The 12,307-nt window shown below is 72.6% G+C and carries 10 protein-coding genes and 1 pseudogene; 3 read left to right on the forward strand and 8 right to left on the reverse strand.

Annotated elements, in window-relative coordinates:
• Positions 1-28: 28 nt before the first annotated feature.
• The 3 genes from Scani_RS13830 to Scani_RS13840 are packed head-to-tail and all read right to left on the reverse strand — an operon-like array spanning position 29 to position 3,365.
• Positions 29-1,189 (reverse strand): acyl-CoA dehydrogenase family protein, encoded by a 1,161-nt coding sequence (locus Scani_RS13830; RefSeq protein ID WP_159474480.1) that lies wholly within the window; start codon positions 1,187-1,189, stop codon positions 29-31.
• Positions 1,186-2,370: an acyl-CoA dehydrogenase family protein gene (locus Scani_RS13835; protein WP_159474483.1), complete on the reverse strand. Its 1,185-nt coding sequence runs from the start codon at positions 2,368-2,370 to the stop codon at positions 1,186-1,188. The genes Scani_RS13830 and Scani_RS13835 overlap by 4 nt, the downstream gene beginning before the upstream one ends.
• Positions 2,367-3,365, reverse strand: coding sequence for an NADPH:quinone oxidoreductase family protein (locus Scani_RS13840; RefSeq protein WP_159474486.1), 999 nt, complete (start codon positions 3,363-3,365; stop codon positions 2,367-2,369). Before Scani_RS13840 ends, Scani_RS13835 begins: the two co-directional genes overlap by 4 nt.
• A gap of 206 nt (positions 3,366-3,571) precedes the next feature.
• Here Scani_RS13840 and Scani_RS13845 point away from each other — a divergent pair, with 206 nt between their 5' ends.
• Positions 3,572-4,453: a helix-turn-helix transcriptional regulator gene (locus Scani_RS13845; protein ID WP_159474489.1), complete on the forward strand. Its 882-nt coding sequence runs from the start codon at positions 3,572-3,574 to the stop codon at positions 4,451-4,453.
• Between the two features lie 189 nt (positions 4,454-4,642).
• Positions 4,643-5,390 (forward strand): annotated as a pseudogene (locus Scani_RS42125) (Tn3 family transposase); the annotation flags it as partial.
• A gap of 41 nt (positions 5,391-5,431) precedes the next feature.
• On the opposite strand, the gene fxsT reads toward Scani_RS42125, so the two are convergent.
• From fxsT to Scani_RS13880, 5 genes are all read right to left on the reverse strand, one after another.
• A complete protein-coding gene (gene fxsT, locus Scani_RS13855; RefSeq protein WP_159474492.1) occupies positions 5,432-8,131 on the reverse strand; it encodes an FxSxx-COOH system tetratricopeptide repeat protein in 2,700 nt (899 codons plus the stop codon).
• 140 nt (positions 8,132-8,271) lie between these two features.
• Positions 8,272-8,757, reverse strand: coding sequence for a hypothetical protein (locus Scani_RS13860; protein WP_159474495.1), 486 nt, complete (start codon positions 8,755-8,757; stop codon positions 8,272-8,274).
• A gap of 130 nt (positions 8,758-8,887) precedes the next feature.
• Positions 8,888-9,043: a hypothetical protein gene (locus Scani_RS13865; protein ID WP_159474498.1), complete on the reverse strand. Its 156-nt coding sequence runs from the start codon at positions 9,041-9,043 to the stop codon at positions 8,888-8,890.
• 509 nt (positions 9,044-9,552) lie between these two features.
• Positions 9,553-10,035: a phosphatase domain-containing protein gene (locus tag Scani_RS13875; RefSeq protein WP_159474504.1), complete on the reverse strand. Its 483-nt coding sequence runs from the start codon at positions 10,033-10,035 to the stop codon at positions 9,553-9,555.
• The gene (locus tag Scani_RS13880) at positions 10,032-10,706 is read right to left on the reverse strand and encodes a winged helix-turn-helix transcriptional regulator (RefSeq protein ID WP_159474507.1); all 675 of its coding nucleotides are present in this window, start codon (positions 10,704-10,706) and stop codon (positions 10,032-10,034) included. Before Scani_RS13880 ends, Scani_RS13875 begins: the two co-directional genes overlap by 4 nt.
• Before the next feature lie 111 nt (positions 10,707-10,817).
• Here Scani_RS13880 and Scani_RS13885 point away from each other — a divergent pair, with 111 nt between their 5' ends.
• On the forward strand, positions 10,818-12,029 hold the full coding sequence (locus tag Scani_RS13885) for a pyridoxal phosphate-dependent aminotransferase (RefSeq protein ID WP_159474510.1): 1,212 nt from the start codon (positions 10,818-10,820) through the stop codon (positions 12,027-12,029).
• The last annotated feature ends 278 nt before the right edge of the window (positions 12,030-12,307 follow it).

Raw genomic sequence — 12,307 nt, forward strand, 5'->3', positions numbered from 1 at the left:
CCGCGCACCACCGCCCGCAGGCGGTGGCCTACGGGGCGTCGAGGCCGACCAGCCCCGCCAGGGCCTCCCGGTGCCGCCCCGGCGACCCGAGGGCGAGCTCATCGCTCTTGGCCCGCTTGAGGAACAGATGGGCCGGGTGTTCCCAGGTCATACCGATGCCGCCGTGCAACTGGACGCACTCCTGGGCGGCGCGCACCGCCACCGGCGCGCAGTACGCCTGGGCGACGGCCACCGCCACCGGGGCGTCGGGGCTGCCGGTGGCCAGCGCGTCCGCCGCGTTACGGGCGGCGGCGCGGGCCGAGGCCACCTCCAGCCAGAGCGCGGCCATCCGGTGCTTGAGCGCCTGGAACGAGCCGACGGGGCGGCCGAACTGGGTGCGCTGTGCCGTGTAGCGGACGGTTTCGGTCAGGCACCATTCGGCGACGCCCAGTTGCTCCGAGGCGAGCAGTCCGGCACCGGTGAGCAGGGCGCGTTCGACGGCGGCGCGGGCCCGGTCGCCGGAGGCCAGGAGCGTACCGCGGGCGCCGTCGAAGGTGAGGTGGCCCAGGGGGCGGGTGAGGTCGAGCGGAGTGACGGAGTCGGTACGGACCCCGTCCGCCGAGGCCTCGACGGAGTAGAGGGCCGGGCCGTCGGGGCCCTGGGCCGAAACCAGCAGGAGTTCGGCGCCCGCGGCGTCGGCGACCGAGGTCACCCGGCCGGTCAGGGCGCCGTCCGCCGCGGCCCGTACGGCCGGTTCCGCCGGCCCGCCCGGAGCGGTGGGCAGCGGGACCGCGAGCACACCGACGGTCCGGCCCCCGGCGAGCGCGGCGAGCGGCGCGGCGACGTCCTCCCGGGCGTGATCGCAGCCCAGCAGCGCGGTCACCGCGATGACCGCGCTGGTCAGATAGGGGACGGGCGCGACGGAGCGGCCGACCTCCTCCAGCACGACGGCGGCCTCACGGGCGCTCGCGCCCGCACCGCCGAGCTTCTCGGGCACCAGCAGCCCCGCGGCACCGATCTCCGTGGCGAGGGCGCGCCACAGCCCGGTGTCGTAGGCGACCTCCGACTCCAGGCCGGCGAGCACCGTGGCCGGATCGCCGCGGTCGGCGAGCAGCGAGCGCACGGCGGCGCGCAGCGCCTCCTCGTCCTCGGAGTACAGCAGGTCGGGGTCGGCTGCCGGGGTGCCGGTCAGGGGGGTCCCGTCGTTCATCGGGGGAGGTCCTTCCACGCGACGTCCTTGTCGGTGCGCGGCTCGGGGGGCAGCCCCAGCACACGTTCGGCGACGATGTTGAGCAGCACTTCCGAGGTGCCTCCTTCGATGGAGTTCCCCTTGGCGCGCAGATAGCGGTAACCGGCCTCACGGCCGGTGAAGTCGACCCCGTCGGGGCGGCGCATCGTCCAGTCGTCGTAGGTCAGACCGTCCTCGGCGAGGAACTCCACCTCCCAGCCGCTGATCTCCTGCGCGAGCCGGGCGAAGGCGAGCTTCATCCCGCTGCCCTCGGGGCCGGGCTGGCCCATGGTGAGCTGCTGGCGCAGGCGCTCGCCGGTCAGCCGGGCGACCTCGGCCTCCACCCACAGCGTCAGCAGCCGCTGGTGCAGGTCGTGGGTGCGCAGTCCGGGCCGCGCGCGCCAGTCGGCGGCGGCCACGCCGATCATTCCGCCCTCGCGCGGGATGCGGGCGCCGCCGATGGCGACCCGCTCGTTCATCAGCGTGGTCTGGGCGACCTTCCAGCCCTCGCCGACCTCACCGAGTCGCTGGGCGTCGGGGATGCGGACACCGGTGAGGAAGACCTCGTTGAACTCGGCCTCGCCGGTGATCTGCCGCAGCGGACGCACCTCGACGCCGGGGTCGGTCATATCGCATACGAAGTAGCTGATGCCACGGTGTTTGGGCAGGTCGGGGTCGGTACGGGCGATCAGGATCGCCCAGCGGGCCAGATGCGCGCTGGACGTCCAGACCTTCTGGCCGTCCACGATCCAGTCACCCTCGCCGTCGCGTACCGCGCGGGTCGCCAGCGCCGCCAGGTCGGAGCCGGCGCCGGGCTCGCTGAACAGCTGGCACCACACCTCCTCGCCGGTCCACAACGGGCGCAGCAGGCGCTGCTTCTGCTCGTCGCTGCCGAAGCGGAGGATGGTGGGCGCGGCCATACCGAGGCCGATGCCGATACGGCCGGGGTCGTTGCCGGGGGCGCCGGCGGCCTCCAACTCCGCGTCCACGACCGCCTGCAGGGAACGCGGCGCGTCCAGCCCGCCGAGCCCCTCGGGGAAGTGGACCCAGGCCAGTCCCGCGTCGAAGCGGGCGCGCAGGAACTCCAGCCGTCCGGTCTCGGCGGGCGGGTGTGCGGTGAGCAGCTCGACGGTGCGCCGGCGCAGGTCCTCGGCGTCGGTCATCGGGTCTCCTTTGCCGCGGGCAGGACGACGAGCCGGCCGGTGGACGTACCGTCGGCGACCCGCTGGACGGCCTCGGCGGCGTCCTCCAGCGGGAACCTGCCGCCGATGAGCGGTTTGACGGCGCCCTGTGCGGCGAGCTTCGACAGCTCTTCGTGGCAGGCGTCGACCGCGGCCGGGTCCTTGGTGTTGTACAGGCCCCAGTGCAGGCCCAGGATCGCGTAGTTCTTCACCAGCGCGTGGTTGAGGGCCGGGGTGGGGATGGCACCGCCGGCGAAGCCGACGACGAGGATCCGGCCCTCGAAGGCGATGCACTTGACGGACTTGGCGTAGGCGTCGCCGCCCACCGGGTCGTAGACCACATCCGCGCCCCGGCCGCCGGTGTCCTCCTTCACGGCGGCGATGATGTCGTCGTGACGGCGGTCGAGGACGAGGTCGCAGCCCAGTTCGCGGGCGGTCCGGGCCTTGTCCTCGCCGCCGACGACACCGATGACCCGCGCGCCGGCGGCCTTGCCGAGCTGTACGGCGGCGCTGCCGACGCCCCCGGCGGCGGCGTGCACGAGCAGCGTCTCGCCCGCCTGGAGCCGGGCCCGGCGGTGCAGTCCGAACCAGCCGGTCTGGTAGCCGATGTGCAGCGCGGCGGCCTCGGCGTCGTCCAGCGCCTCGGGCGCCGGGCGGACCGTCGCGGCATCGACGACGGCGAGCTCGGCGAATCCGCCGTCCGGCAGCGGCGGCTGGGCCAGCACCCGCGCCCCGATCCGTCCGGCCGCCCCCTCCCCCGCGGCGAGCACCTCGCCGCAGATCTCCACGCCGGGGGTGAACGGCAGCGGCGGCCGCACCTGGTACTGGCCGCGGCACAGCAGGGCGTCGGGGAAGTTGACGTTGGCGGCCCGCACCCGCAGCAGCAGCTGACCCGGTCCCGGCTGCGGGTCCGGCACCTCCTCCAGCCGCATCACTTCACGCGGCTCGCCGTTCGCGTGTACGCGCCATGCCTTCACCTGGAGCCTCCACAGACCTTGGATACGCGGGTGGGGCGGCGGGCCCACCGGCGCCACCGCCAGCGACATACTAAGCGGTCGGTATCCCGCAGGGAACAGTCTCCGCCACATCGCGGCCAGGCCCCGCCGCCGCCACCGGCCGGGCCCGGGACCCTGCTACCGACAGGGCCAGGCTCCCGCCCGCCCGATGACGGAGACTGGCCGGCATGGACACACCCGTCACGGACTCCCCCGCCGCACTGGGAGATTTTCTGCGCACCCGCCGCGCCCGGCTGCAGCCGGCGGACGTCGGGCTGGTCTCCTACGGGACGCGGCGCCGCGTCCCCGGGCTGCGCCGCGAGGAGCTGGCCCAGCTCGCCGGCGTCAGCGTCGCCTACTACACCCGCCTCGAACAGGGCCAGAGCCACCACGCCTCGCAGGGCGTGCTGGACGCATTGGCCCGTGCGCTGCGCCTGACCGACGACGAGCGGGCGCATCTGCGCGAGCTGGCCCGTCCGGCCAGGGCGCGCCGCCGCCCCGCGGTGCGCCACGACACGGCCCGCGCCGGTGTACGGCAGCTGCTCGCCGCCATGACGGACATACCGGCCCTCGCCCTCGGGCCGCGCTTCGAGATCCTGGCGTGGAACCGCCTGGGGCACGCCCTGATCGCCGGGCACCTCGACTTCGACAGCCCCGGCCGCCCACAGGACCGCCCCAACGCCCAGCGGCTGTTCTTCCTCGACCCGCACACCCGCGAGCTGTACCCGGACCGCGACAAGGAGGCCCGGCGGGCCGTCTCCTCCTTGCGGGTGGCCGCGGGCCAGTACGCCGACGATCGCCAACTGGCCGAACTCATCGGCGAGTTGTCGATGAAGAGCACCGAGTTCAGCGGTCTGTGGTCACGGCACGCCGTCCACAACTGCACCTTCGGGACCAAGCGGTTCCACCATCCGCTGGTGGGCGAACTGGAGCTGGACTTCGAGATGCTGCAGACGCCGGACGGGTCCGGGCAGGGCGTACTGATGTACACCGCGGCGCCGGGCTCACCGTCCGAGGCCGCGCTGCGGCTGCTCGCCACGGAGCGCGGCCCGGAAGTCCGGGGTCCTTGAACCCGAGCACCCATAGGCCGATGCCCCGCACCCCGTACTTCCTCAGCAGCGGCAACCGCTCGCCGCCACCGGCCATGGGGATCAACGGAACAGTCAGTATCGGTGAGAACGATCATGGTTGCGCGGTCGTGATCGCCTAGCACGGGCGGCCCTCCCCGTGCGGTCTTTCAGTAAGAGATCCACGGTCACTCAAAGGTGGTCATCGAGGAGCTGGAACTCATCGACGAGACCGGACGCTATGTGGACACGGCCGCACTGTGGCGGGCGCTGGAAGAGATCGCGCCCCGGGCCACTCTTCCAGCGCGGCGGCCACGGTGGTGAGCCTGGTGCCGGAGGACGACGACACGGCGGAGACCGCGCCGCGCGGGGCACTCGCACTGCGCTACAACACCGTGCGCCCGTTCCTGTCGCTGCTGGGCGAGACGTCTGCGCTGAGAGCGGCGACCGGCGCGATGCGCATCCTGACCGGGGTGAAGCGACTACCCGGCCCTGTCGCGGCGGAAGGTGTCGGAGAAGCCGCTGCTGCCGCGCGAGGTCGACGACAAGCTGGTCCCGGCACGCTGGCGCAAGGCGGTGTACGCGAACGCCGAGCCGCCCCAGGGAGCGGTGGACCGCGACGCGTACGTGGTGTGCGTGCTGGAGCAGCTCTTCCGCGCCCTCAAGCGCCGCGACATCTTCGCCTCCCCCTCACACCGCTGGTCCGACCCGCGCGCCCGCCTGCTTCAGGGCCGGGCGCGAGGACGTCTTGGCGGGCCTGAGCCTCCCGGAGGACGCGGAACAGCACCTTCGGGAGCTGATCGACGTGCTGGACGCGACATGGAAACAGATGGCCGAGCGCCTTCAGGAGGCCGGCGCCGACGCGAAGAGCAGCATCGAGGTACAGCCGAACGGCCGCGCGAAGCTGAACGTGGAGAAGCTCCACGCGCTCGGCGAGCCGTAGTCGCTGAACTGGCTGCGCCATGCTTGTGGCACACCCGCTCACATGCACTTTGGGCCCTCGCCAGCCCGCTTGGCGAGAGCATCAGCATGAGCGCGGCGGACTGAACGGGTCAGCGGGTGGTCTTCGTCCAGCACCCGCACCGTGTCGGTGAGGTTCTGCTCGAACAGCGGGATAGCGCGGCCCAGATCACCCGCCGACTCGTAGGCGCCGGCGAGGTTGTTGCGGGTGATCAGAGTGTCGGGGTGGTCTTCGCCCAGCACCCGCAGCCGCTCTTCGAGAGTCTGCTCGTACAGCGGGATCGCGCGGTCCAGGTCACCCGCTGCATGGTAGGCGTAGGCGAGGTTGTTGCGGGTGGTCAGAGTGTCGGGGTGGTCTTCGCCCAGCACCCGCAGCCGCTCTTCGAGAGTCTGCTCGTACAGCGGGATCGCACGGCCCAGATCACCCGCCGACTCGTAGACATCGGCGAGGCTGTTGCGGAAGGTCAGGGTGGAGGGGTGGTCTTCGCCCAGCACCCGCACCGTGTCGGTGAGGGTCTGCTCGAACAGCGGGATAGCGCGGCCCAGGTCACCCGCCGACTCGTAGGCGTGGGCGAGGTTGTTGCGGGTGGTCAGGGTGGAGGGGTGGTCTTCACCCAGCACCCGCACCGTGTCGGTGAGGGTCTGCTCGAACAGCGGGATAGCGCGGCCCAGATCACCCGCCGAGTAGTAGGCGGCGGCGAGGTCGCTGCGGGTGGCCAGAGTCTCGGGGTGGTCTTCGCCCAGCACCCGCAGCCGCTCTTCGAGAGTCTGCTCGAACAGCGGGATCGCACGGCCCAGGTCACCCGCCGCCTTGTAGGCGCCGGCGAGGTTGTTGCGGGTGGTCAGGGTGGAGGGGTGGTCTTCACCCAGCACCCGCACCGTGTCGGTGAGGGTCTGCTCGCACAGCGGGATCGCGCGTCCCAGATCACCCGCCGACCGGAAGGCGCCGGCGAGGCTGTCGCGGGTGGTCAGAGTGTCGGGGTGGTCTTCGCCCAGCACCCGCAGCCGCTCTTCGAGAGTCTGCTCGAACAGCGGGATCGCGCGGCCCAGATCACCCGCCGACCAGTAGGCGTGGGCAAGATTGTTGCGGGTGGTCAGAGTGTCGGGGGCGTCTTCGCCCAGCACTCGGACCATGTCGGTGAGGGTCTGCTCGCACAGCGGGATCGCGCGTCCCAGATCACCCGCCGACTGGTAGGCGCAGGCGAGGCTGTTGCGGGAGGCCAGAGTGTCGGGGTGGTCTTCACCCAGCACCCGCACCGTGTCGGTGAGGGTCTGCTCGAACAGCGGGATCGCGCGTCCCAGATCACCCGCCGACCAGTAGGCGTGGGCAAGATTGTTGCGGGTGGTCAGAGTGTCGGGGTCGTCATCACCCAGCACCCGCACCATGTCGGAAAGGGCGCGTTGGAGGTGGCTGAACGCGCGAGCGGGCAGGCCCTCCCCGACGAGGAAGTGGGCGGTCTGGTTGAGGAGCAGGGCGGTGGTGTGGGTATCGGTGTCCTGGGTGGTGTGTTCGGCGAGAGCGTCGATATGAGGGAGCAGGGTGCGCCCGGTCGGCCGGGTGGTGGGGTCTGTCCAGTGTGCGGGCAGGGCGGTGTAGAGGCAGTCGGTGGCCTGTTCGCGGGCTTGTGCGGTGAGGGCTGGAGTGCGGTGGGGGTCGTCGGGGTCCGGTGTGCGGGCGAGTGCCTGGACAAGTCGGTGCACGGACAGGGTGTGGGTGGCGGGATCGGGGGTGATCATGCTGTAGGCCGTCAGGACGCCGAGTGCGGTGTTCAGCGTGGGCGGGTCGGCCGGGCCGCCGTCCAGGAGTGTGGCGGGGATCTGGTCGGGGGCGTACCAGGCCAGCAGGCGCAGCAGACCGGCGGCCTGGGGGTGGAGTGTGGCGATCCGGTCCAGCGTCACGTGCCAGATCCGGGCGATGGTGCGCTGGGGTGCGGTGACGCCGACCGCACCGGTGCGGTACATCGCGGCCGGGTGTTGGTCCAGCAGGGTGAGGTAGGCGCGCGGGGTGGTGAGCGGATTCTGGGCGAGGTAGGCGGCTGCCTGCTCGATGGCCAGCGGGAGTTGGCCCAGTTCCGCGCACAGGTCCTCGGCGCCGTCCATGTTCCGGCCGGGTGCGGTGTGGGTGGCGGTACGGGTGAGCAGGTCGAGTGCGTCGGCCGCGGCCAGGACGTCCAGGCGTACGACGGTGGGGATGTGGTGCCAGGCGGTGGCGAGGCGGCTGGTGATCAGGAAGCGTCCGTGTGCGTGGGTGCGGTCCAGGAGCGGGGCGATGTCGGCCGGGTCGTTGACGTTGTCCAGGATCAGCAGCCAGCCGGTGTGGCTGGCCAGCCACTGCAGGGCCCATTCCGCCAGTGCCTCGCTCGGCAGTGTGCCGGTCAGGGCCGGTTGCAGGGCTCCGGCCAGGTCCGTGAGGCCCTGTTGCACCCCGGCGGGGGTGTCGGCGGTGACCCATCGGGCGGGGTAGCAGCCGTGCGCGCGGGTGGCGGCCCAGTGCGCGGCCAGGGTGCTCTTGCCGATGCCCCCCAGTCCGTGCACGGCCTGGACGACGGCCCCGCCGGGGGTGGCGAGGGCTTCGTCGAGCCGGTCCAGTTCCTCTGTACGGCCGACGAACAGGCCCGGGCGTCCGGAGAGGGTGTCCAGTCCGGGCGGGGCGGGGATCTGGGCGGGGGGCCGTAACACGTCGGGCGGCAGGGACACCGCCAGGGCGCCGTCCCCGGTCATTACAGGGGCGTGGACGTTGCCTCCGATGGATACGGCCCGCTCGCCGCGGGCTTCCACCCGTGAGGCGGGGGCGGGGCCCGGGGCGGGGCTTGTGGCGGGTGGTTCTGGCTCTTGCGCGTCGGTCCGCCGGACCGGCCTCTTCACGGGGCAGTCCTGTCAGGCGGATCACCGGCGGCCTGCTCGCCGATGCGCTGATCGCCCGTGGACAGCGGACCGGAGTTCGTTCCGCCCATGGCGATCGAGCGGGTCCCGGACGCGGAAACCGTGCCCGCAGCCGGTGGCGGGTCCGGGTCCGGTCCGCCGCCGGGCCGCACCGGCGCGGGCCCGGTGGGTGCGGGCGCAGCCGGTGCGGTGGTGTCGCCTGTGGAGATCGGGCCGGAGCTACTGCCGCCGATCGCCACCGCCCGCTCGGCCGTGGCTTCGACCGAAGAGCCTGAAGTCCCGCTCGCCGGCGCACTGGTGGCGAAGCTGTTGCTCCACAACACCGCCAGCGATCCCAGTACCGCGCCCAATGCGCAGGCCAGCGACCAGCGGATCGCGGGATCCTCCAGCAGGGACGGCAGCAAGAGCGCACCGCACAGCCACGCCGGCACGGCAAAGGCCGCAGCCGTCACCAGTCCCGCCACCACCCACCTGATGGCCCGTCCCATACCGCCCCCAGTGTTGGTGGTCCGTGTCCACCACACGATGACAGCAACACCCCGGCCCGGAACAGCCTTTGCACGCAGTGACCGCACCAGCTGCGGCCCCTGGCGCTCAGGGCCGCTCACGACGCGAGCGCAGCGGCCGGAAGCCGGCCGGATCGAGCTTGACGAGTTCGGTGTCGACCTCGACATTGATCGTGCCGCGGTAATTGACGTTCCGCCAACCATGATCGTTCTCCCGGTCCCGGCCGTAGCCCAGGAAGGCCACCTCGGTCTTGTGCGCTCTTCGCGGCGCCGAGGGTCTCGGTCACGGTGGGCACCACGTCGAGCCCGGCGTCGTGCAACCCGTCGATGATGTCGCGCCGTCCCGCGCCCGGGTGCGCCGTGCCGGTGGTGCCGGAGGAGGCCTCGCGCCAGAAGGGGCTGACGGTGTGCCGCTGGGAGGCGTGCCGCAGCGCGTCGCGGTACGCAGCGTCGGCGTCGGCGTCGCCCCAGTACGGCAGCCAGGCCGAGCCGCTGCGCCCGCCGGCTCCCGGGTCCGTCGCGGCCGCGGTCGCCGGGGGGCCGGAGCCCGGTGAGCACCGCCATGGCCGGCAGGAGCGCAAGTCCGGTGCGCACCCGGGGCCCTGAGACGTGATCCCTTTCCCCGAGCGTTCCCCGGCTCTCTGCTGACGCTTCGTCAGACCGGCCGAACGGGGCGGCGGGGCCGGGCGGGCACCACCGGGCGGCAAGAGGCGGCCCACGGCGCTCCGCGGGCCGGGCCGCCCCCGGCAGGGGTCAGGTGCGCCCGGCCCGCTGCTGGGCGTCGCGCAGGGCGTCGGACGACGTGGCCCACCGCGCCCGTATCACCGGGAAACCGGCCTTCTCGCAGGCGTCGCAGACGAGTTCGTCGTCGTCGACGACATGGCGGACCTCGCGGCCGCGGGCGATCCGGCGCAGGATCTCCAGTTTGGCGTGCCGGGCCGGGCGCCGGTCGCTTTCGGGGCGCATCCACAACCGGCCCTCGGGCAGCCCGTGCCGGGCGAGCCAGTCCAGGGTGTCGCGGCGGCAGCGCTCCGGACGGCCGGTCAGATAGACGACCTCGCAGTCCTCGGTGCTGCGCAGGGCCAGGGCCACCCCCTCGGCGAGCGGCGGGTCGTCGGTGGCGGCCGCGAAGAAGGCCTTCCAGTCGCGCGGGGCGCGCTGCAGCAGGTGCTGGCGGTGGCCGGTGTCGGCGAGCGTGCCGTCCAGGTCGAAAACCGCCAGGGGGCGCGTCGTCATGCCGTTTCCGTCCTCTTCCGTCGCTGCCGTTCACCGGCCGCCTCGGGCGGTGTGACCACGATCCGGCCGGATGCGATTCCCTGCGCGAGGGAGAGGCGATCGTACGCGATCTCGGCACAGGTCGCGGTGTCCATCCGCAGCCGGACATCGGGGTGCTCGGCGGGGCCGTCCGCATAGCGGGGCCCGCCGTCCGCTCCGTCGACGCCCTCCCCGTCGTCTCCGAGGACGACATGGAACTCGCCCTCGTCGAGGGCGATGCCGACCACGTCGACGCCCTCGGGGAAGTGCCGGGCCAGCCGCGCGAGGAGGGGCACCGCGAACCAGTGGGCCCGCACCGCGTCCGTCGGGCGCTTCTCGTCGAGGGCGGGGGCGCCCCAGTCGGCGAGGGCGGTGAGCGCGGGCAGCAGCGCGCGGCCGCGGGGGGTGAGCTCGTAGACGAAGGCGGCCGTGGGCGGGGCGAGCCGGCGGCGGGTGACCAGACCGTCCCGCTCCATGTCCTTGAGCCGGGAAGCGAGCATGTCGGTGCTGACGCCGGGCAGATCGGCGTGCAGATCGGTGTAGCGCCGGGAGCCGCCCAGCAGTTCCCGGACGATCAGGAGCGTCCAGCGGTCGCCCACGGCGTCCAGGGCTCGGGCAACGGCGCAGTACTGGTCATAACTTCGGCGCGGCATGACACCAGCATAGACAGAGGTTGGACTTTCCAAGTCCCAACTTGGTAAAACCAAGTACGGTGAACGAATGCTGCCGCGCCGCGCGGTGAGCGAGGACCGGGAGGCCACCGCATGCAGTTCAAGCAGTCGAGCAAGATGGCCGACGTCTGTTACGAGATCCGCGGGCCGGTGATCGAGCACGCGGACGCGCTGGAGGAGGCCGGCCACAGCGTGCTGCGGCTGAACACCGGAAATCCCGCGCTGTTCGGCTTCGAGTGCCCGGACGAGATCCTGCAGGACATGATGCGCAACCTCTCCCGTGCGCACGGCTATACGGAGTCCCAGGGCATCCTCTCGGCGCGCCGCGCGGTGGCCCAGCGCTACCAGCGGAGCGGGCTGCCGGATGTCGACGTGGACGACGTCTACCTCGGCAACGGCGTCTCCGAACTCGTCTCGATGGCGGTGCAGGCGCTGCTCGACGACGGGGACGAGATCCTCATCCCGGCCCCCGACTTCCCGCTGTGGACGGCGGTCACCACCCTCGCGGGCGGCAAGGCCGTGCACTACCTCTGCGACGAGTCCGCGGACTGGCTGCCGGACCTCGACGACCTCGCCTCGAAGATCACCGACCGGACCCGGGCGATGGTCATCATCAACCCGAACAACCCGACCGGCGCGGTCTACCCGCGCGAGCTGCTGGAGGGCATGCTCGATCTCGCCCGGCGCCACGGGCTGATGGTCTTCGCCGACGAGATCTACGACCGGATCCTGTACGACGACGAGGTCCACCACCACGCCGCGGTACTCGCCCCCGACCTCGTCTGCCTCACCTTCAGCGGGCTGTCCAAGTCCTACCGCGTGGCCGGATTCCGCTCCGGCTGGCTGGTGGTCTCCGGCCCCAGGCAGCACGCCGCCGACTATCTGGAGGGCCTGGGCACCCTCGCGTCCATGCGGCTGTGCCCGAACGCGCCCGCGCAGTACGCCATCCAGGCCGCGCTCGGCGGCCGGCAGAGCATCGAGGACCTGGTGCTGCCCGGCGGCCGGCTGCGCGAGCAGCGCGACCGGGCCTGGGAGCGGCTGAACGAGATCCCGGGCGTCTCCTGCGTCAAGCCCAAGGGCGCGCTCTACGCCTTCCCCCGCCTCGATCCGGCCGTCCACAAGATCCACGACGATGAGAAGTTCGTCCTCGACCTCCTATTGCGGGAGAAGATCCAGGTCGTCCAGGGCACCGGTTTCAACTGGCCGCACCCGGACCACTTCCGCATCCTCACCCTCCCCCGCGCCGATGACCTCGACGCGGCGATCAGCCGGATCGGACGCTTCCTGGCGGGCTATCGCCAGTGACACCGGGCGGTGGGCGGGCCGGTGCGCCGGGGCGGCAAAACGCACCCCGCCCGGCACTCACTCGAACGGCCGTACCCCTCGCCCGCCCCCCGTCCGCCGCTCGCCGGTCCGGCCCCCGGTCCCGACGGCGGGCGGGAAGGCCGTCCTGGCGCCGGGAGGGCGCCGCGGCACCGTCCGCCGGTCCCCCGGGTCCGGACGGCCCGCCCGCCCCGTGGAGGCCCGCCCCGTCGGCCGCGGCGCGAACGCGCCCTTGAGCGCATCGCCCGCAGCAGATTAGG

Source organism: Streptomyces caniferus, from assembly GCF_009811555.1.
In the GTDB taxonomy this organism is placed as follows: Bacteria; Actinomycetota; Actinomycetes; order Streptomycetales; family Streptomycetaceae; genus Streptomyces; species Streptomyces caniferus.